The 20,572-nt window shown below is 68.1% G+C and carries 17 protein-coding genes; 12 read left to right on the top strand and 5 right to left on the bottom strand.

What is annotated here, in order from left to right; translation table 11 throughout:
- The first annotated feature begins 102 nt into the window (after positions 1-102).
- The 5 genes from E3O39_RS18365 (at position 103) to E3O39_RS18345 (ending at position 3,552) form a co-directional block, all read left to right on the top strand.
- Positions 103-966, top strand: coding sequence for a Ku protein (locus E3O39_RS18365; protein ID WP_134446116.1), 864 nt, complete (start codon positions 103-105; stop codon positions 964-966).
- Between the two features lie 28 nt (positions 967-994).
- Entirely contained in the window at positions 995-1,612 is a 618-nt protein-coding gene (locus tag E3O39_RS18360) for a CDP-alcohol phosphatidyltransferase family protein (protein ID WP_134446115.1), read from the top strand.
- An 86-nt stretch (positions 1,613-1,698) separates the two neighbouring features.
- A complete protein-coding gene (locus tag E3O39_RS18355; RefSeq protein ID WP_134446136.1) occupies positions 1,699-2,112 on the top strand; it encodes an FHA domain-containing protein in 414 nt (137 codons plus the stop codon).
- Positions 2,112-2,810: a MerR family transcriptional regulator gene (locus tag E3O39_RS18350; RefSeq protein WP_134446114.1), complete on the top strand. Its 699-nt coding sequence runs from the start codon at positions 2,112-2,114 to the stop codon at positions 2,808-2,810. Before E3O39_RS18355 ends, E3O39_RS18350 begins: the two co-directional genes overlap by 1 nt.
- Before the next feature lie 190 nt (positions 2,811-3,000).
- Positions 3,001-3,552 (top strand): MerR family transcriptional regulator, encoded by a 552-nt coding sequence (locus E3O39_RS18345; protein WP_134446113.1) that lies wholly within the window; start codon positions 3,001-3,003, stop codon positions 3,550-3,552.
- A 217-nt stretch (positions 3,553-3,769) separates the two neighbouring features.
- On the opposite strand, the gene E3O39_RS18340 is transcribed toward E3O39_RS18345, so the two are convergent.
- The gene (locus E3O39_RS18340; protein ID WP_134446112.1) at positions 3,770-4,576 is read right to left on the bottom strand and encodes a ParA family protein; all 807 of its coding nucleotides are present in this window, start codon (positions 4,574-4,576) and stop codon (positions 3,770-3,772) included.
- A gap of 77 nt (positions 4,577-4,653) precedes the next feature.
- On the opposite strand from E3O39_RS18340, the gene E3O39_RS18335 reads away from it, so the two are divergent.
- The 3 genes from E3O39_RS18335 to def all read left to right on the top strand — a co-directional run bounded on the left by E3O39_RS18335 (position 4,654) and on the right by def (position 10,055).
- Positions 4,654-8,058 (top strand): pyruvate carboxylase, encoded by a 3,405-nt coding sequence (locus E3O39_RS18335; protein WP_134446111.1) that lies wholly within the window; start codon positions 4,654-4,656, stop codon positions 8,056-8,058.
- A gap of 89 nt (positions 8,059-8,147) precedes the next feature.
- Positions 8,148-9,512 (top strand): MinD/ParA family protein, encoded by a 1,365-nt coding sequence (locus E3O39_RS18330; RefSeq protein ID WP_241985133.1) that lies wholly within the window; start codon positions 8,148-8,150, stop codon positions 9,510-9,512.
- Positions 9,513-9,563: 51 nt separating this feature from the next.
- The gene (def, locus tag E3O39_RS18325; RefSeq protein ID WP_134446110.1) at positions 9,564-10,055 is read left to right on the top strand and encodes a peptide deformylase; all 492 of its coding nucleotides are present in this window, start codon (positions 9,564-9,566) and stop codon (positions 10,053-10,055) included.
- Between the two features lie 7 nt (positions 10,056-10,062).
- Here def and E3O39_RS18320 read toward each other — a convergent pair whose 3' ends face one another.
- A complete protein-coding gene (locus E3O39_RS18320; protein WP_134446109.1) occupies positions 10,063-11,898 on the bottom strand; it encodes a long-chain fatty acid--CoA ligase in 1,836 nt (611 codons plus the stop codon).
- Positions 11,899-12,066: 168 nt separating this feature from the next.
- Here E3O39_RS18320 and E3O39_RS18315 point away from each other — a divergent pair, with 168 nt between their 5' ends.
- The 3 genes from E3O39_RS18315 (at position 12,067) to E3O39_RS18305 (ending at position 15,189) form a co-directional block, all read left to right on the top strand.
- The gene (locus E3O39_RS18315) at positions 12,067-13,014 is read left to right on the top strand and encodes an ROK family glucokinase (RefSeq protein WP_134446108.1); all 948 of its coding nucleotides are present in this window, start codon (positions 12,067-12,069) and stop codon (positions 13,012-13,014) included.
- A gap of 30 nt (positions 13,015-13,044) precedes the next feature.
- Entirely contained in the window at positions 13,045-13,734 is a 690-nt protein-coding gene (locus E3O39_RS18310; protein WP_134446107.1) for a 1-acyl-sn-glycerol-3-phosphate acyltransferase, read from the top strand.
- A gap of 84 nt (positions 13,735-13,818) precedes the next feature.
- The gene (locus E3O39_RS18305; RefSeq protein ID WP_370295004.1) at positions 13,819-15,189 is read left to right on the top strand and encodes a class II 3-deoxy-7-phosphoheptulonate synthase; all 1,371 of its coding nucleotides are present in this window, start codon (positions 13,819-13,821) and stop codon (positions 15,187-15,189) included.
- Between the two features lie 229 nt (positions 15,190-15,418).
- Here E3O39_RS18305 and pknB read toward each other — a convergent pair whose 3' ends face one another.
- Both pknB and E3O39_RS18295 read right to left on the bottom strand, forming a co-directional pair.
- Complete coding sequence (gene pknB / locus E3O39_RS18300; RefSeq protein WP_134446106.1) at positions 15,419-17,371, bottom strand: Stk1 family PASTA domain-containing Ser/Thr kinase; 1,953 nt, start codon at positions 17,369-17,371, stop codon at positions 15,419-15,421.
- A gap of 60 nt (positions 17,372-17,431) precedes the next feature.
- Entirely contained in the window at positions 17,432-18,748 is a 1,317-nt protein-coding gene (locus tag E3O39_RS18295) for a LysM peptidoglycan-binding domain-containing protein (protein WP_134446105.1), read from the bottom strand.
- A gap of 237 nt (positions 18,749-18,985) precedes the next feature.
- Between E3O39_RS18295 and E3O39_RS18290 the strand changes: the two genes are divergently transcribed.
- On the top strand, positions 18,986-19,327 hold the full coding sequence (locus E3O39_RS18290; RefSeq protein ID WP_134446104.1) for an Rv2175c family DNA-binding protein: 342 nt from the start codon (positions 18,986-18,988) through the stop codon (positions 19,325-19,327).
- 90 nt (positions 19,328-19,417) lie between these two features.
- Here the strand turns inward: E3O39_RS18290 and E3O39_RS18285 are convergent, their stop codons facing one another.
- Positions 19,418-20,506: a polyprenyl synthetase family protein gene (locus E3O39_RS18285; RefSeq protein WP_134446103.1), complete on the bottom strand. Its 1,089-nt coding sequence runs from the start codon at positions 20,504-20,506 to the stop codon at positions 19,418-19,420.
- Positions 20,507-20,572 lie beyond the last annotated feature (66 nt).

Here is a 20,572-nt window from a genome sequence, read left to right as displayed (position 1 = left end):
CCGATCGATTCGCCCGGGTTCTCCCGATGCCGTTCCACCAGCATGCCCGCGCACTCCCCGTCCGGCTAGTACGGGCGGCGGATGCGGTGTCTACTGGTTCGCATGAGATCGATCTGGAAAGGCTCCATCACCTTCGGCCTCGTCAACGTGCCCGTCAAGGTCTACAGCGCGACAGAAGACCACGACACCGCGCTGCACCAGGTCCACGACGCCGACGGCGGACGCATCCGCTACCAGCGGCGGTGCTCCCGCTGCGGCCGGATCGTCGACTACGCCCACATCGACAAGGCGTACGACGACGGCGAGAACACGGTCGTGCTCACCGAGGAGGAGCTCCGCAGGCTGCCGGCGGAGAAGAGCAGGGAGATCGACGTCGTCGAGTTCGTGCCGAGCGAGCAGCTCGACCCGATGCTGTTCGAGAAGAGCTACTTCCTGGAACCGGACGGCGCATCGCCCAAGGCGTATGTCCTGCTCCGGCGCGCGCTCGAGGCGAGCGACCGCACCGCGATCGTGCGTTTCGCACTCCGCCAGAAGACCCGGCTCGGCGCGCTCCGGGTGCGCGGTGACGTGCTGCTCCTGCAGGCGCTGCTCTGGAGTGACGAGGTGCGGGAGGCCGACTTCCCCGCCCTGGCCGAATCCACGAAGATCTCGCGGCAGGAGCTCGAACTCTCGGCGGCGCTCGTCGAGTCCTTCGCCTCCGACTTCACCCCCCAGGACTACCGCGACGACTACCAGGACCAGCTCAGGGAGCTGATCGAAGCCAAACTCGCGGCCGGAGAGACCGTCGAGGCGGCCGAGGCAGGGGAGGCGGGGGAGGCCACAGGAGAGGAGTCCGGCGGCGGCGAGGTCCTCGACCTGATGGAGGCGCTCCGGCGCAGCGTCGAGCGCAGCCGGGGAGGAGGGAAGGGCGGCACCGCAGCGGAGGGCGACGACACGGCGCGGCCCGCGAAACGGCGCATTCCGTAGAGCGTCGGCGCATCGGTAGACTCGCACAATGGCAGGGGCGGAAGTACCCATCATCAGTTCCAGGGTTCTGACCCTGCCCAACCTGCTGAGCGCCCTCCGGCTTACCCTCGTCCCGGTCTTCCTCGTCCTGCTCGTCCGCGGCGCGGATGCCTGGGCCCTCCTCGTGCTCCTCGTCGCGAGCCTCACCGACTACCTCGACGGCGTGATCGCGCGGCGCTTCAACCAGATCACCCGGCTCGGCCAGCTCCTCGACCCCGCGGCCGACCGCCTCTACATCTTCGCGGCGCTCCTCGGCCTGGCCTGGCGCGACCTCGTGCCCTGGTGGATCGTCCTCATCGTGATCGGCAGGGACGTCTTCCTGCTCGGCCTCGGGATCGTCCTTGCGAACCACGGCTACGGTCCGCTCCCGGTCAACCTGCTCGGCAAGGCCGCGACCTTCTGCCTCTTTTATGCGCTGCCGCTGATCATGCTCGGCCAGGCTTTCCCGATGCTCGGCTGGTGGTCCCTTCCGATCGGCTGGGCCTTCGGAATCTGGGGGGCATTCCTGTATTGGTGGGCCGGAATCATCTACGCTTTCGAGACGGCCAGGGTGATTCGGATTCCGCGGGCCATACCGCCCATTCGATCGGATACGATTGGGGGGTAGGAGGTGTACCGGTGATTGATTCCAAAAAGCCAGATGAGAGCCAGCGTAAGGCCGCGCCCGAAGAATATTCCGGCACCGACACGACGATGACGTTCAGCCAGGGCTTCGCAGCCCAGCTCGCGGCCGTCGACAACGACGTGACGGCAGAAGAACAGGAAGCGATCTCGGCCCTTCCCTCCGGGTCGGCTCTCCTCGTCGTTCGCCGCGGTCCGAACTCGGGCGCCCGGTTCCTGCTGGATGCCGATGTGACGACCGTCGGTCGGCACCCGCACGCGGACATCTTCCTCGACGACGTGACCGTGTCCCGTCGGCACGCCGAGTTCCTCCGCCACGGAACCTCGTTCGAGGTCAAGGACCTCGTCTCCTTGAACGGCACCTATTTCGAGGGAGTGCGCATCGAAACCGCAGCGCTCCACGACAGGGATGAAGTCCAGGTCGGCAAGTTCCGGCTCACGTTCTACGCCTCGCGACTCGATCTGGCGCCACAGGCGAGCGAGTAGTGGCAGCGTCCTCCGCCCAGGCCAGGCAGCCGGGTGCGACGTCGCTGTTGAGCATCGGACAGGTGCTCGCTCGCCTGACCCCGGATTTTCCCGACCTCACCCCGTCGAAGCTGCGCTTCCTCGAGGAGCAGCGCCTCGTCGCTCCCGCGCGCACCGAATCCGGCTACCGCAAGTTCTGCGCGAGCGACCTCGACCGGCTCCGCCTGATCCTGTCGATGCAGCGCGACCTGTACCTTCCGCTCAAGGTCATCCGGGGCTACCTCGACGACCTCGACGCCGGCAACTCGCCGACGCTGCCCGGGGGAGTGACTCCGGGTCCGTCGATGCTGTCGACCGAACGGCGCCTCAGCCGGGACGAGCTCATCCGCGAGGCCGGGGCATCCGCCGCCCTGCTGCACGACGCCGTGTCCGCCTCGATCATCCTTCCGGCGGAAGTGTACGGTGACGACGCTCTCGGAGTCCTGCGTGCCCTTGTCGAGCTCCAGCACAGCGGGATCGAACCGAGGCACCTGCGCGGCTTCCGCGGCGCGGCAGAACGGGAACTGGGGCTGATCGAGAGCGCCCTGGTGCCGCTGTCCCGACGCAGGGATGCGTCGAGCCGGGCGAAGGCCGCGGAAATGGCCGTCGAAATCGCCGGCAATTTCGAAGTCATCCGCGGCAGCCTGATCCGTTCGGCGCTCGGTCGCCTCACCAGTTAAGCTCGGCCGGATCGCCAGGAAGTCGTAGACTGCTGGAAGCGCCGCCGGACCGAATCCGATCCGGGCGAACCCCACCGATGGCAGTCGTACGACACGCCGACGCGTTCGGGCGGATGTCCGGGCCTGGGTCCAGTACCTCGGTAGCGTTGCATCTGCGGCCGCGCCGCACCCCATTCCGAGAGGCCATCGTATGAGCGAGCTCAGCAAGCGTGACGACGCCTCCCGCTACGGTGACGGACTCCTGTTCACAGACGGCATGCCGGACCTCGATGAGAATTCCGGGTACCGGGGCGCCGTCGCGGCCCGTGCCGCCGGCATCACCTACCGCCAGCTGGACTACTGGGCCCGTACCGAACTCGTCGAACCGACGGTGCGCGGTGCGACCGGCTCCGGCACGCAGCGGCTCTACGGCTTCCGCGACATTCTCGTCCTCAAGCTCGTCAAACGCCTCCTCGACACCGGCATCTCACTCCAGCAGATCCGCACGGCCGTCAACCAGCTCCGCGAGTCCGGGGTCAGCGACCTCGCCCAGACGACGCTCATGAGCGACGGCGCGAGCGTCTATCTCTGCACGTCCAACGACGAGGTCATCGATCTCGTCAGCCGCGGCCAGGGCGTCTTCGGAATCGCCGTCGGCAAGGTCCTGCGCGAGGTCGAGACGACCCTCGTCGAGCTCGACTCCCAGCCGTCCGACCCTTCCGACGAACTCGCCGTCCGCCGCCTCGCCCGCAAGGTCTCCTAACCCACCAGCAGGTCGAGCTCGCCATCAGGACTGGCTCGGTGGCAGGACTCGCTCGGTGGCAAGACGCGCTCGCTGGCAGGACTCGCTCGCCGCAAGGACACCCGCTTTCTCGCGGCCCCCGCGATCGAGGTGCGGAAAAGGCACCTTCGTCCCGCCTGGGAAGGTCTTTCGTCCGCAACCCAGCGCGGGAATGTGACCCGGTTTGGGGCGGATCCGCCTAGCGCTGCTCCGCGTATTCGCCGATGCGTGCGGTGCGGAGGATACGGTCGAGCAGCTGGTCGAAGTAGCGGGCCATCTCCTGCGCGCTGTCGCCGGGCCAGGTGTGCAGCGGCTTCGCGGCGCCCTGCGCCTGCTGCAGCGACGTGCGCTCCGGCAGCTGGGGGCTGAGCACGAGCGGTCCGAACATGTCCCGCAGTTCCTTGATCCGGAACTGGTGCTCGAGGGACGCGATCCTGGCACGATTCACGATGATGCCGAGCGGCTGCAGCCGCGGGCTGAGTCCGCGGCGGATCTCCTCGATCGCGCGCAGTGCGCGGTCGGCGGCGGCGACGGAGAACAGCCCGGGCTCTGTGACGACGGCGACGCGGTCGCTCGCCGCCCACGCGGTCCGGGTCAGGGCGTTGAGGGAGGGCGCGCAGTCGATCAGCACCAGGTCGTAGTCCTTCTCGACCGTCGACAGGGCTTCTTCGAGCTTCCAGATGTCGCGGATGCTCGGGTGCGGACCGTCGAAGTTGATGGCGGACGGGCTGCCGATCATGACGTCGATCGTGCCCTGCTGGCCGCGGGTCCAGCCGCTCGGCACGATGGCGGCACGGACGATCTTTTCCTTGGGGGATGCGAGGACGTCGGCGATGTTCAGGTGGCCGGCGACCTCGATGTCCATGCCGGTCGACACGTCCGATTGCGGGTCGATGTCGACGACCAGGGTCCGTACGCCGCGGGCGAAGGCAGCAGACGCCAGACCCAGGGTCACTGTGGTCTTGCCTACTCCTCCCTTGAGGGAGCTAACGCTTAGTACGTGCACAAGTAGATACGTTACCTTCACTAGTCTTAGAGAACCTAACCGCCAGCTGTGTGCCCGTCGCCTCCTGAAAGGTCTGTATGTTCACGAAGATTCTTGTTGCCAACCGCGGAGAAATCGCGATTCGCGCGTTTCGTGCAGCGTATGAACTCGGCGCGAAAACCGTCGCCGTTTATCCGTTCGAAGACCGGAATTCCCTCCATCGCCTGAAGGCGGACGAGGCGTACCAGATCGGCGAACCCGGGCACCCGGTCAGGGCATACCTGACCGTGAGCGAGATCATCCGGGTCGCCGTCGAGAGCGGCGCCGACGCCATTTACCCCGGCTACGGCTTCCTTTCCGAGAACCCCGAGCTCGCACTCGCCGCCCGCGAGGCCGGCATCACCTTCATCGGCCCCGGCGAGCACGTGCTCGAAATGGCCGGAAACAAGGTCACCGCCAAGGAGCACGCGATCGCTGCTGGCGTTCCCGTGCTCAAGTCGAGCGCGCCATCGAAGGACCTCGACGAGCTCATCGCCGCAGCTGCCGACATCGGCTTCCCGATCTTCGCCAAGGCCGTCGCCGGCGGCGGCGGTCGCGGCATGCGCCGCGTCGCGAGCATGGAGGACCTGCGCGGTTCCCTCGAGGAGGCCATGCGCGAGGCCAACAGCGCCTTCGGCGACTCGACCATGTTCCTCGAGCAGGCCGTGCTCCGCCCCCGGCACATCGAAGTGCAGATCCTCGCGGACTCGACCGGCGAAACCGTGCACCTCTTCGAGCGGGACTGCTCCGTGCAGCGTCGCCACCAGAAGGTCATCGAGATCGCGCCGGCCCCGAACCTCAGCGACGAGATCCGTACCCGTCTCTACGCGGATGCCGTGGCTTTCGCCCGCTCCATCGGTTACGTCAACGCGGGCACCGTCGAGTTCCTGCTCGACACCGTCGGGGAGCGCGCAGGCCAGCACGTCTTCATCGAGATGAACCCGCGGATCCAGGTCGAGCACACCGTGACGGAAGAGGTCACAGACGTCGACCTCGTCGTCGCCCAGATCCGCATCGCCGCGGGGGAGACCCTCGCCGAACTCGGGCTCCTCCAGGACCAGATCCACCTGCGCGGTGCCGCGCTCCAGTGCCGCATCACCACCGAGGACCCCACGATGGGGTTCCGGCCGGACACCGGGAAGATCACGACGTATCGCTCACCCGGCGGGGCAGGCATCCGCCTCGACGGTGGAACCATCAACCCGGGCGCGCAGATCAGCCCGCACTTCGACTCGATGCTCGCGAAGCTCACCTGCCGCGGTCGCGACTTCACCGCAGCCGTCACGCGCTCCAAGCGGGCACTCGCCGAGTTCCGCATCCGCGGCGTCTCCACGAACGTCGCCTTCCTCCAGGCCGTCCTGGAAGACCCGGGCTTCGCGGCCGGCGACCTCAGCACCTCCTTCATCGACGAACGGCCAGACCTGCTCCGCGCCCGCGTCTCGAAGGACCGTGGAACGAAGATCCTGAACTGGCTCGCCGACGTCACCGTCAACAAGCCCAACGGGGTCCCGATCACCCTGCTGAACCCGGCAGAGAAGCTTCCGAAGCTCGACCTCAGCGTCCCGGCCCCCGCGGGCTCCCGCCAGCGGCTGCAGCTGCTCGGCCCGGCCGGTTTCGCCGCGGAACTCCGCGCCCAGACCGCACTCGCCGTGACGGACACCACGTTCCGCGACGCCCACCAGTCGCTCCTGGCGACAAGGGTGCGCACGAGGGACCTCGTCGCCGTCGCGCCGTACGTCGCCCGGATGACGCCGGAGCTCCTCTCGATCGAGGCCTGGGGCGGCGCGACCTACGACGTCGCGCTCCGCTTCCTCGGCGAGGACCCGTGGGAACGGCTCGCCGCCCTGCGGGCCGCGCTCCCGAACATCAACGTGCAGATGCTGCTCCGCGGCCGGAACACGGTCGGATACACGCCGTACCCGACCGAGGTCACCGACGCCTTCGTGCGGGAAGCGTCCGACACGGGCGTCGACATCTTCCGGATCTTCGACGCCCTCAACGACGTCTCGCAGATGCGCCCGGCGATCGATGCCGTCCTCGGCACCGGAACGAGCATCGCCGAGGTCGCACTCTGCTACACGGGCGACCTGCTCGACCCCGCGGAGGACCTCTACACGCTCGACTACTACCTGCGCCTCGCGGAGCAGATCGTCGACACCGGCGCGCACATCATCGCGATCAAGGACATGGCCGGGCTGCTTCGCCCGGCGGCCGCGGAGAAGCTCGTCGGAGCGCTCCGCGAGCGCTTCGCGCTCCCGGTGCACGTCCACACCCACGACACTCCCGGCGGCCAGCTCGCGACCCTGCTCGCCGCCGCGCGCGCGGGCGCCGACGCTGTCGACGTCGCGAGCGCACCGATGGCCGGCACCACGAGCCAGCCGTCTGCGTCCTCGCTCGTCGCCGCGCTCGCGCACACCGAACGCGACACCGGCATCTCGCTCAAGGCCGTCTGCGACCTCGAACCGTACTGGGAAGACGTGCGCCGCGTCTACCACCCCTTCGAATCGGGGCTCCGGGCCCCGACCGGGCGGGTCTACAGCCACGAGATCCCCGGTGGCCAGCTCTCCAACCTCCGCACCCAGGCCGTCGCACTCGGCCTCGCCGACGACTTCGAGCTCATCGAGGACATGTACGCCGCCGCGAACCAGATCCTCGGCCGCGTTCCCAAGGTCACGCCCTCGTCCAAGGTCGTCGGCGACCTCGCCCTCTATCTCGCCGCCGTCCGCGCCGACCCGGAGGACTTCGCCGCGAACCCGGGCAACTACGACGTGCCAGACTCGGTGATCGGCTTCATGGCCGGCGAACTGGGCGACCTGCCCGGCGGCTGGCCGGAGCCCTTCCGCAGCAAGGTGCTCGCCGGTCGCAGCATCCACATCGGCGTCACCGAGCTGACAGCACCCGAGCGCGAGGCGCTCGACGGCGACAGCCTGACCCGTCGCTCGATGCTCAACCAGCTGCTCTTCCCCGGACCGACCCGCCAGTTCGAGCAGATCCGCGAGCTGTTCGGCGACCTCTCCGTCGTCGACACCGTCGACTACCTCAACGGGCTGCAGCAGGGTATCGAACACTCGGTCGAGATCGACAAGGGCGTTCGCCTCTACGTCGGACTCGAGGCGATCGGCGAGGCGGACGACAAGGGCATGCGCACCGTCATGACCACGCTCAACGGCCAGCTGCGCCCCGTGTTCGTGCGCGACCGCGGCATCACCGTGAGCACCAAGGCCGCCGAGAAAGCGGATGCGAACCGGCCGGGCCAGGTCGCGGCTCCCTTCTCCGGGGTGGTCACCCTGCAGGTCGAGGAAGGCGCGATCGTCGAGGCCGGCCAGACCGTCGCATCCATCGAAGCCATGAAAATGGAGGCGGCCATCACCTCCCCGATCGCCGGTGTCGTCGAGCGGGTGGCGATCCCGAAGACGCAGCAGGTGGACGCCGGCGACCTCCTCGTGGTGGTGCGCCCGCGCTAGGCTGAAGGTCGATCGGCCGTCGCCCACCGTGGCGCCGGCCGGCCGGGGGCCCAGGCCGGGCCGACATTTTCACGACGAAGGGACGGACTGTGGTGCCGGAAAAGCGCACGGATACCGGAATCTCTTCGACGGGCGGCGGAGACGCGCAGCCCGGTGACGAGTACAACAGCGAGCTGCCGCCGCACACGATCGACAACCTCGCCGCTGCGCTGCCGGCAGGGCTCGCAGCCGCACCCCTCGCGTCGCCGGCGCTCGGGAGTACCGGCCCCGCAGGCGGGGGCGATGCTGGCCGCCCCGCGACGCACACCATCGAGATCAACACCGGGCCGGGCATCCGGGTCCCGGCCGGCGACAGCGTGACCCGGAACGACCGCGCCGACCGGGGTGAGCGCCTCGGCGCCGCCGCAGCAGGGGCCGTGCAGTCCCTCTCCGGCCCTGCGCAGACCGGTCCGGCGGATGCCGGGGCGCAGTCCCGCAGGGAGCGCCTGCGTCCCGATGGCGGCACCGTCCCGGAATCGGCGGCCATGCTCACGTCGGAACGCCTGCTCGCGGTCAATCGCCGCACCCAGCCGCCGCCCCACGGAGGCTGGAACGCCTTCGTCTACGCCGCGACGCTGCACCTCGTGAACCTCGGCGACTCGGCGAAGGTCCGCGCCCACAAGGACATGGACGCCCTGATCCGCAAGGAGTTCGACGGCGGCACCCGGTTCGTGCCGATCCTCACCCGCAAGGGCGGTGTCGGCAAGACCACGGTCACGGCCCTGCTCGGCATGGCCCTCGCCGACGCACGCGAAGACCGCATCATCGCCGTCGACGCCAACCCCGACCGCGGCACCCTCTCCGAACGGGTCAGCAAGCAGACGAGGTCGACCGTGCGCGACGTCGTCACGAAGGCCGCGTCCATCGGTGGCTTCACCGACTTCTCCACCCTCGTCTCCCGCGACGCGACCCGGCTCGACATCCTCGCCTCCGACACAGACCCGCTCCTGTCCGAAGCCTTCGACGAGGACGACTACAACGTGGTGGCCGACCTCGCGGCCCGGTACTACTCGATCATGCTCACCGATTGCGGCACCGGGATCGTGCACTCCGTGATGCGGGCGACCCTGCAGCGTGCTGACTCGATCGTGGTCGTCTCCGGAGGCAGCGTCGACGAAGCCAGGCTCGCCTCTGAGACCCTGACCTGGCTCGACGCCAACGGCTACGGCGACCTCGTCCGCAACTCGATCGTCGCGCTCAACACCGCGACCCAGGGCACCAACCTCGTGAAACTCGAGGAGATCGAGTCGCACTTCCGGTCGAGGGTCCGCGAGATCGTGCGTATCCCCTACGACCCGCAACTGGCGGCGGGGAGCGTGATCTCGTGGGAGGACCTGAAACCGATCACCCGGCTTGCCGCCCGCACCCTTGCTGCTCTCGTGGTCGAGGGCCTTCCTGCCCACCGCGGCGCGTGAAGCGCACCCGGTCAACCGACGTGCCCGTACCAACTGACTTGGAGTATTCCTGTGCCTGAGCGCCAGATCCGTCTCTTCGGAGATCCCGTTTTGAAGACCGTGTCCGCGCCGATCGAGATCATCGACGACCGGGTCACCCGGCTCGTCGTCGATCTCCTCGACAGCGTGCGCCTGCCCGGCCGCGCCGGCGTCGCCGCTGCCCAGATCGGCGTCAACCTGCGCGCGTTCAGTTACAACGTCGATGGCGTGATCGGGTACATCCTGAACCCCGTCGTCGTCGAGGTATCCGGCGAGCCCGCCCTCGTCGAAGAGGGCTGCCTGTCCGTTCCCGGCCTGTGGTACCCCACCAAGCGGTACCCGTTCGCGAGGGTCACCGGAACCGACCTCGCCGGCGAGCCCGTCGAACTCGCCGGCGACGGGCTGATGGCCCAGGCCCTGCAGCACGAGACCGACCACCTCGACGGTTTCCTCTACATCGACAAGCTCGACAAGGAGAACCGCCGGGCGGCCATGAAGGAGATCCGCGAGTCGGACTGGTTCTGACCGACCGTCAGCGCACGACCGGGTTCTGCTCGGTGACGACGGGCACGCCCTGGTACATGCCCTCGATGGTCGCGGAGAAGTCCCGCATGATCACGTCGCGCTTGATGCTGAGCTTCGGCGTGAGATAGCCGTTGTCCTCGGTGAGCTCGACGGTGAGGATCACGAACTTGCGGATCGACTCCGCACGCGACACGTGGGAGTTGGCGTGGTCGATGGCACGCTGCACCTCGGCGAGCACCGCAGGATTGACGGCCGCCTCGGCAAGTGACATCGAGGCATCCTCGCCGTTGTTGTGCAGCCAGACCGCGAGCATGTCGGGGTCGAGTGTGACGAGCGCAGCGATGAAGGGCTTGCGGTCCCCGACGACGATGACCTGGCCGACGAGGGGGTTGGAGCGGATCGGGTCCTCGAGCGCGGCAGGGGCGACGTTCTTGCCGCCCGCCGTGACGATGATCTCCTTCTTGCGTGCCGTGATGGTGACGAAGCCGTCCGCGTCGAAGTCGCCGATGTCGCCCGTGCGGAACCAGCCGTCGTCGAAGGCGGCCTGGGTCGCCTCCGGGTTGTGCCAGTACTCCTTGAAGACGTTGACGCCCTTCACCTCGATCTCGCCGTCGTCCATGATGCGGATCGAGACGCCGGGGATGGGAGGGCCGACGGTACCGACCTTGAACTGGTCTGTGCGGCCGACCGTCGCAGGGGCCGTGGTCTCGGTGAGCCCGTAGCCCTCGAGGATCTTGATGCCGAGGCTGTGGTAGAAGTGGCCGAGGAACTCGCCGAGGGGAGCGGAGCCGGAGACGGCGTAGCGCACCTTCCCGCCCATGGCCGTGCGGAGCTTGCTGTAGACGAGACGGTCGAAGATCGCGAACCGGATCTTCATCGAGAGGCTCACCGGGGTTCCCTCGGCGAGTGCCTTGGAGTGCTTGACGGCGAGGTGCGCGGCCGCCTCGAAGATCTTGCCGCGACCGGCGGCCTCTGCCTTCTGCTCCGCCGAGTTGTAGACCTTCTCGAACACCCGCGGAACCGCGAGAAGGAACGTCGGCTTGAAGGTCGCGAGCGCAGGCAGCAACTGCCGGGTGTCCGGCTGGTGGCCGACCCGCACGTTCCCGTGCACGCACAGCACGGCGATGAACCGGGCGAAGACGTGCGCGGTCGTGATGAACAGCAGGGTGGATGCGCCGTCCTCGTGGGTGAGGACGTCCGAGAGGGCGACGCCCGCGTTCCGGGAGGTCTCGACGAAGTTGGAGTGCGTGAGCACGCACCCCTTCGGCCGTCCGGTGGTTCCTGCGGTGTAGATCAGGGTCGCGATGTCTGCGCCGGTCGCGAGGTGGCGGCGGCGCTCGATCTCGGCATCCGGAACGTTGACGCCTCCGGCGACGATCTTCGCCAGGTCGCCGAGGTCGATCTGCCAGACGGTTCCGATGTTCGGAAGGTCGGGGTGCACCTCGTCGAACTTGGCGAAGTGGTCTGCGGTCTCGAGGATCACGGCGGCGGCGCCGGAGTCGCCGAGGATCCACTGCATCTGGGTGGGAGAGCTGGTCTCGTAGACCGGGACCAGGACGGCGCCGGCGTACCAGGTCGCGAAGTCGATCAGGGTCCACTCGTAGCGCGTCTTGCACATCAGGCCGATTTTGTCGCCGGGTTCGATGCCTGCTGCGACGAGCCCCTTGGCGAGGCCAACGACCTGACGGTGGAATTCGGATGTGGTCACGGGAGCCCAGCCGGCACCGCGGGGAACCGAGAAAAGCACGGAATCCGGGGTCGCGGCGAGGCGATCTGCGAGGAGGTCGGTGATGTTCGCCCCTGGATCGGCAGGGACGACTGCGGGCATATCGAACTGTTTCACGGCAACTCCTCTGGTACCGGGCGGATGTGCACACTCTAGCCGGGCGGAATGCGGAGCAGTCGTTTCGACTCGCAGCGCCGCGGCTCAGTACACTCTAGAGGGACGCCTCAGCATAAGTGTGTGCTGAGCTGGGCGGATGCCCGAGACTATCTACGAAAGAGGCCGGCTGTGCACGCCATTGGAATCGACATCGGCGGCACGAAGATAGCTGGAGCCCTGGTCGACGAGTTCGGCACCATTCTCCGTTCCGAGCGCACGCCCACAACGGCGGGGGACCCGCGCGCCATCGAAGACGCCGTCGTCGAGATGATCCAGAAACTCGCCGTCGGAGAGGACGTCATCGCGGCCGGCGTGGCAGCTGCCGGCTTCATCGACTCCGCGCAGTCCACGGTGTACTACGCCCCCAACATCAACTGGCGCAACGAACCGCTCCGGGCGACCCTCGAGGAGCGGCTCAACCTCCCGATCCTGATCGAGAACGACGCGAACGCGGCCGGTTGGGCCGAATTCTGTTTCGGTGCCGGCCAGGTCTACAGCGACATGGTCACGCTGACCATCGGCACCGGTGTCGGCGGCGCGATCGTTTCCAACGACCGCCTGTTCCGCGGCGGCTTCGGCTGCGGCGCAGAGCTCGGCCACGTGCGCATCGTCCCGGACGGCCTGCCGTGCGGCTGCGGTGCCCAGGGCTGCATCGAGCAGTACGGCTCTGGCAGGGCCCTGCTCCGCATCGCCAACTCCCTTGCGGATGCCGGCGGTATCGGCCTCGGCCTCGCATCCGCCCGTGACCGCAAGGGCAAGCTCAGCGGCAAGGACGTCGGCCGCCTGATCCAGGACGGCGACCCGGGGGCACTCGCGGCCCTCCGCCAGCTCGGCGACGCGCTCGGCCAGGCCTGCGCCTCGCTCGCGGCCGTGCTCGACCCGCAGATCTTCGTCTTCGGCGGGGGAGTCGCCGACGCCGGCGAGCTGCTCCTCGAACCGATTCGCACCGCGTACCTCGAAAACCTTCCGGCACGGGGCTACCATCCCGAAGCGGAATTCGCGATTGCCCAACTCGTCAACGATGCCGGAGTTGTCGGCGCTGCAGACCTGGCGCGGAAGCACGTCTTCCCGATCTAGGCTGTGCCCGACCCAAGAAGAGAGCGACCGATGTTCTACTGGATCATGAAAAACATTGTCGTCGGACCCCTCCTACTGGGGCTCTTCCGGCCGTGGGTGGTGGGCCTCGAGAACATTCCCAAGACAGGGGGAGTCATCCTCGCGAGCAATCACCTCTCGTTCATCGACTCGGTGTTCCTGCCGCTCGTGGTGCCGCGCCGGGTGATCTTCCTCGCCAAGAGCGAATACTTCACCGGAACCGGGCTCAAGGGCTGGGCGACGAAGCAGTTCTTCAAGGCGACCGGTCAGCTCCCCATCGACCGCTCGGGCGGCAAGGCCTCCGAGGACTCGCTCAACACTGGCCTGCGGGTCCTCTCCGGCGGCGGCGTGCTCGGCATCTACCCGGAGGGCACCCGCAGCCCCGACGCGAAGATGTACCGAGGCCGCACCGGGGTGGCCCGGATGCTCCTCGAGGCCGGGGTGCCCGTCGTTCCCGTTGCGATGATCGACACCGAGAAGGCCATGCCGACCGGCACGAGGATCCCGAAGATCCGCCGGATCGGGATCGTGATCGGAAAACCCCTCGACTTCAGCCGCTTCGAGGGGCTGGAGGGGGACAGGTTCGTGCTCCGCAGCGTGACCGACGAGCTGATGTACGAGCTCCAGGCCCTCAGCAAGCAGGAGTACGTCGACGTGTACGCCACGAGCGTGAAAGAAAAGCGCGCCAGTCTTTCGCGATAAGATCGCGTATCCCTTCCCGGCTCTTCCAGCCAGTCCCCTGGCGCGCACTCCGCGCGCCAACCAAGAGAAAACAGAGATAGTCCTGTGGTAGACACTACCGAACCCGTCGTTGTGGCCGATGAAGCTGTGATCGCCGGTCTGGACTATTGGCGCACTCTTCCCATCAAGCAGCAGCCGACGTGGCCGGACGCAGGCGCCGTCGCAGCGGCATCCGCCGAACTGTCGACGCAGCCGCCCCTGGTCTTCGCCGGCGAGGTCGACATCCTGCGCGACCGGCTCGCCCAGGCCGCCGCAGGGCACGCGTTCCTGCTCCAGGGCGGCGACTGCGCGGAGACCTTCAGCGGTGCGACCGCCGAGCAGATCCGGAACCGGGTCAAGACCGTGCTGCAGATGGCCGTCGTGCTCACCTACGGCGCCTCGATGCCCGTGATCAAGATGGGCCGGATGGCCGGCCAGTTCGCGAAGCCGCGCTCGAGCGACTTCGAGACCCGCGGCGGCGTCACCCTGCCTGCCTACCGCGGCGACATCGTCAACGGCTACGACTTCACCCCCGAATCCCGCGAGGCAGACCCTGCCCGACTGGTCAAGGGGTACCACACGGCCGCGTCGACGCTCAACCTGATCCGTGCGTTCACCCAGGGTGGTTTCGCCGACCTGCGCCAGGTGCACAGCTGGAACCAGGGCTTCGCCGCGAACCCCGCGAACCAGCGCTACGAGAAGGTGGCCAAGGAGATCGACCGGGCCATCAAGTTCATGATCGCGTGCGGTGCTGACTTCGAGGCGATGCGTCGCACCGAGTTCTACACGAGCCACGAGGGCCTGTTGATGGACTACGAGCGCCCGATGACCAGGATCGACTCCCGCACCGGAACCCCGTACAACACCTCAGCGCACTTCATCTGGATCGGTGAGCGCACCCGCGACCTCGACGGCGCCCACGTCGACTTCCTGTCCCGGGTGCGGAACCCGATCGGGGTCAAGCTCGGCCCTAGCACCTCGGCAGACGACATGCTGCGCCTCGTCGACAAGCTCGACCCGAACCGCGAGCCCGGCCGCCTCACCTTCATCACCCGGATGGGAGCAGGCAAGGTGCGCGACGCGCTCCCGCCGCTCCTCGAGGCGATCAAGGCGAGCGAGGCCAAGCCGCTCTGGATCACGGACCCGATGCACGGCAACGGCGTGACCACGCCGACCGGGTACAAGACGCGTCGTTTCGACGACGTCGTCGACGAGGTCCGCGGCTTCTTCGAGGCCCACCGCGCGGTCGGAACCCACCCGGGCGGCGTGCACGTCGAGCTCACCGGCGACGACGTCACCGAGTGCCTCGGCGGCTCGGAGCACATCGACGAGGCCGACCTCGCGACCCGCTACGAATCGCTCTGCGACCCGCGGCTCAACCACATGCAGTCCCTCGAGCTCGCCTTCCTCGTCGCCGAGGAGCTCGCAGCCCGCTGACCCGCAGGCATCCCGCCAGAGTGCCGCCGTACCCGCCGAGATCACCCGGCAGGGCGGCGGCACTCGGCGCATCCGGCGCCTCTCGAGGTCTGAGCGGATGCCGCGCTCCCGGAACAGGGACGCGCGCCCGCCGCGCCGCTGCGCGCCAGGCATGCCGGCAGCGGAACAGCGCATCTGGCGCGACGGTTGCATCGAGCGGACGCATGGTGATGGACACACGGCGCGCGAATCAGGCGGAGAAGCTGATCTTGACCTTTGACTTTGGCGGAACGAGCGTTCCCGCAGCTGGGTCCGTCTTCGTCACGATGAAGAAGGAGCCGGCCCCCGGCGTATCCGCAAAGAGGTTGTAGTCGAGCGTGAGGCCCGCTGCCTCGAGTATCTTCTTGGCGTCGGTCCAGTTCTTGCCGACGACATCCGGAATCGGGATCGGCGCGGGGCCCTTCGACGTCGTGAGCACGTAGGTGTCTCCGGCGCGGACCGGGCCGTCCTTCTGGGGAGCGGCGCTGACCACGTCTCCCTCGTCGATCGTGTCGCTGTAGACGGAGTCGCCGGTGGTGGCGAGCAGGCCCTTGTCCTTCAACAGCGACGTCGCCGTGTTCACCGACTTGCCGGAGACGTTCGGCACCGAGCCGAGCGAGGCGACGAGGTTGACCTTCATGCCTTCGAAGTACGGGCCGCCCTGGGAGACCTCGGTGCCATCGCTCTCCCGGGTCGCCGACATGACGATGCCGGCGGCGACCTCGCCGGAGAAGACCTGGTCCACCGTGCCGATCGCGGCGTTCAGCCCCGTGACAGCGGAGGACGCGGCATCCGTGGTGAGGCCGGCGAGCGGGGGAAGCGTGATCGGCTGCGGCCCCTGCGAGACGTAGAGCGTGACCGCGTTGCCCTTCTTCACGTGGCCGCCTTCGCCGGGGTCGGTGCTCGCGACCAGTCCTGCCGCAATGGTTCCGCTGTATTGCTGCGCGAGAGCGGACTGGAGTCCGAGTTCGGCGAGCTGGGCGGCGGCGGCGTCCGGGGCGACGGAGACGAGTGACGGCACCTCGACCTGTGACCCGGGGCCGCTGCCGAAGTACCAGCCGGTGCCCGTGCCGAGGCCGGCGAGCAGGAGAACGAGCGCGAAGAGCCAGTACCCGCGTACCTTGCGGCGTCGGGTCTTCGTGCTGAGGAGTTCCGCGTCCTTCGGCGGCTTCACGACGGGCGCGGGCAGCACGGTCGTCGCACCGGGGGCCTGCGCCTGCGCCGCGGCGCCGAAGATCATGGTGTCGGCATCGGCCTGGGCGGCCGCCGCACCGCTCGGCATCAGCAGGGTCTGCTGCACTCCGGTTTCGCCGTCGAAGGGGCGCATCTGCTTCTCGACGTCGAGGAGCTGGTCGAGCATGACCTTCGCGTCCCGGGGGCGCTGCTCGGGGTCCCTGGCGGTCGCCCAGCTCACGAGCTCGTCGAGTTCGTGCGGGACGGTCATGACGCGCAGGCTCGGCATCGGCACCGTGTCATTGGCGTGCTGGTATGCGATCTGCATCGGAGCCTCGCCGACGTACGGCTGTTCGCCGGTGAGCATCTCGTAGGTCATGATCCCGAGGGCGTAGATGTCGCTGCGCGCATCGGCGATACCGCGCGTGACGAGCTCGGGGGAGAGGTAGGCGATCGTGCCGAGCAGCGCCTGCCCGGTTGCGGTGTTGTTGTTCGCGGCGCGGGCGAGCCCGAAGTCGCCGATCTTGATCCGCCCGTCATCGGCGAGCAGCACGTTCTCGGGTTTCAGGTCGCGGTGCACGATGCCGGCCTTGTGCGCTGCGGCGAGGCCGGACAGCACCGCCTCGAGGATGTCGATGGTCTGTTCGCTCGTGAGGCGCCCGTAGTCCTTGAGCAGGTCGCGCAGCGTGATGCCCGGCAGGTACTCCATCACGAGGTACGCCATGTCGGCGTCCTGGCCCTGGTCGTAGACGTTGACGACGTTCGGGTGGGCGAGGCGCGCAGCCGAACGGGCCTCCTGGACGAACCGCGCCTTGAAGGCATTGTCGTCGGCAAGGTGGCCGTGCATCACCTTGAGCGCCACCCGGCGCTCGAGGCGCAGGTCGGTGGCGAGGTAAACGGTCGCCATTCCGCCCCGGGCGATGCGAGAGCGCACCTGATATCGGCCGTCTATCAGACGGCCGATCATCGGATCGGCAGGACTATCGCTCACCAGTCGAGTCTAGGGAGAAGCGGGCAGATCCGCTGCTGGACACTCGCACGGCACGGCTGATCAGCCGAGTTCGGAGAGCCAGGAACGGGCAGAGGTCTCCCACTTCGCGTAGTAGTCGGGGAAGGCGGAGAGTTGTACGGCCTGCGCCGCCTGGGTGACGGAGAGTCCGTCCCAGCCGGGAATGTCGAGCAGCCCCCTGGTGACCCCGGGGTTCGGGTTTCCGGCGCCGCCGAAGAACGCCTGGCTCGCCCGGACCGGGTCCATCACCTGGTCCGGCGACCCCCACCCCTTGCCTGGGCGCTGCTGGAAGAGTCCGAGTGAGTCCCGGTCGCCGTAGTGGACGTTCCGCAGTCCCGATTCCTGGGCGGCGGCGACGAGGGCGATGACGAGGCCCTGGTCGTTCACGCCGGCCGCACGGCCGGTCGCCACGATGATCCGGGCGTTGGCGCGCATTTCGTCGGAGAGCGGCGTGACCTGGCCGAGGACGGCAGTGGGAGCCGGCCCGGGTTCGGGCGCCGGCAACGGGGTGACGGACGCCGTGGCGACCGATTCCGCCGCGGGCGCGGGGATCGAGAGCTGCTGGCCGGGGTAGATGATGCTCGACCAGCCGAGGTTGTTCGCCTGCAGGATCGCGCGGATGGACACTCCGGCGGCTGCCGCGATCGTCGAGACGGTTTCTCCCGTTGCGATCGTGTGACTCGCGCCGGGCGCGGCGGTCGTCGCGCTGACGAGCGCAACAGCCGGGGCCGCTGCTGCCGGGGCCGAACCGGTGGGAATGACGAGGGCCTGGCCCGGAAAGATGATACTCGCCCTGTCGAGGCCGTTGGCGCTCAGCACGGCCGCGACCGCGATGCCGTGCGCGGCCGCTATCCCGCTGATGGTGTCGCCCGTCACGATCGTGTAGCGCGTGAGTTCACTGGCAACCGGCGTGGGGGCAGGGGCCGCTGCCGGGGCGGCACCCTCGGCGAGGGTGAGTTGCTGGCCGGGGAAGATCTTCGTCGACCAGCTCAGCCCGTTGCTCGCGAGGACGGCAGCGGTCGAGAGCCCGAACCTGCTCGCGATGCCGCTCACGGTGTCGCCGGCGACGACCGTGTACTGGTTCGGTGCAGCCTCGGCCTGCACGCGTTGCGCAGGGGCGCTGGTCCCAGCGGATGCCGGCAGCTGCGCCGGGTTCTTGAGCGGCTTCCGGCTCAGGGAGGCTGCCTCGGCGGGCGACGCAAGATTGAGACCGATGGCGACCGTGCACGCCACGGCGAGCGGCAGGGCCGCGAAAATGCCGAGCGCGCGGGAACGGATGGCCGAGGACTTGCGGGGCCTGGCAGGGACGAGCTCGCCACTGGCCGGCGGTCGAACGATCCTGTTGGACTGTGCTGACATGACGCTCCATTCAGATTGGTCTGACACTCAGATGCTGTCGAGCCGAAAACCGCCGCCCGAGCTTGAGACTGGCTACAACCTTCACCGTGTCCACGAGCGTTAACTTGTCCACGACCTTCAACGTTTTCACACATGACTGCCGGAGTCAATCGGTATGACCCCCATCCGGGCCGCACGGAGCGCGCACCGGGGCATTCGGTGTTTGAAGTGGCCCGGGAATCATGGGAGGCTTGGAGGGTGACCGATTCGTTTTCAGATCAACCCTGGCTGACCATCCCCGACCTCGTTTCCCTGCTCGGGACCAGTCAAAGCCGGGTTCGCCAACTCATCGATGACAAGCAGCTCCTCGCGATCCGCCGGAACGGTGTGATCTCGGTGCCGGCCGCATTCGTCAAGGACGGTTCCCCGCTCCCTGAACTCCGCGGCACCCTGATCGTGCTCGCCGATGACGGCTTCACCGACGAGCAGGCCATGCAGTGGCTGCTCGAGGTCGACGACAGCCTCGGTGTCCCGCCGATCCAGGCACTTCTCGCCGGTCGTAAGGCCGAGGTCCGCCGCGTCGCCCAGGCGCTCGCCTAGCCACAGGTTCGACCCCGGGCCCAGTTCACACGGCGAGCCCCTTCACAGGGCGAACCCCTCGGCTCGCCCCGCTCCCGGGTCGCCCCGGTCTCAGAACGACCGGCGCGTCACGGTTTCGGCGAGCCTCTCGAGCTGGTCCCGCATGTCGGGGGCGATCGGAGAGGCGTGGAGCGCGCCGCGCGCATCCGCGACCTGGTCCGTGATGAGCGTCTCGACGCTCTCGACGGCTCCGCTGGCCCTGATGAGTTCCTGCAGCGACAGGATCTGGGCCGCGTCGAGCCCCGGGTCTCCGAGGAGTCCGTCGAGGTACTCCCGCGCGGCCGGTTCGAGCGCGCGCCTGGCGAGTGCGATGAGCACGGTGCGCTTGCCCTCCCGCAGGTCGTCACCGCTCGGTTTGCCCGTCACGGCCGCGTCGCCGAACACTCCGAGAAGGTCGTCCCGGAGCTGGTATGCGATGCCGAGCGGAAGCCCGAAGGCGCGCAACGCGTCGAGGTGGGCCGTGTCGGCGCCCGCGAGTGCCGCCCCGATGACGAGGGGAGCCTGGACGCTGTACTTCGCGGACTTGAAGACGATGACCCGCATGGCGCGTTCGAGCAACTCCTCCTCCTGCTGCACGAGCCAGGCCCTTTCCTCGAGGATGTCGAGGTACTGACCGGCTGTCACCTCCGTGCGCATCTGGTTGAATTCGTGGCGACCGAGCCTGGCCGCCACAGGATCTGCGGAGGCCTGGAGGCCCTCGTCGAGGAGCTCGTCGCTCCACCCGAGGAGCAGGTCCCCGAGAAGGATGGCGGAGGCCCGGCCGAACTCGACAGGAGCGCCGGCCCAGCCGCCCGTGGCATGCAGGGATTCGAAGAGTTTATGGGCGGACGCCGAACCCCTGCGGGTGTCCGAATTGTCGATGATGTCGTCGTGGACGAGGGCGGCGGCATGGAAGATTTCGAGGGCGGCGGCCGCCGCGATGACCGGCGCGGAATCGAGCGCGTCCGAACCGGGGACGCTCTGCCAGCCCTGGTGGCAGAACTGGGCCCGGAAGCGCTTACCACCGCTGAGAAACTGCCGTGAGAAGTTCACCAGCGCGCTAAGATCCGGGCTGACAGTAGTCACAATTAGTTGACGGGTTTTCAGGAATTCGTCGATGCGAGTTTGAACCAGATCGACCAGTTGATTGCTTTCAGCCACCCGCCTAGCCTAGCTATCGCGGCGGGGCTAGAATTGGGATTCACCGGTGATCCTACAGAGGAGGAA

The organism is Cryobacterium sp. MDB2-A-1 (assembly GCF_004402675.1).
In the GTDB taxonomy this organism is placed as follows: domain Bacteria; phylum Actinomycetota; class Actinomycetes; order Actinomycetales; family Microbacteriaceae; genus Cryobacterium; species Cryobacterium glucosi.
This window is presented reverse-complemented; position numbering and strand designations above follow the sequence as displayed.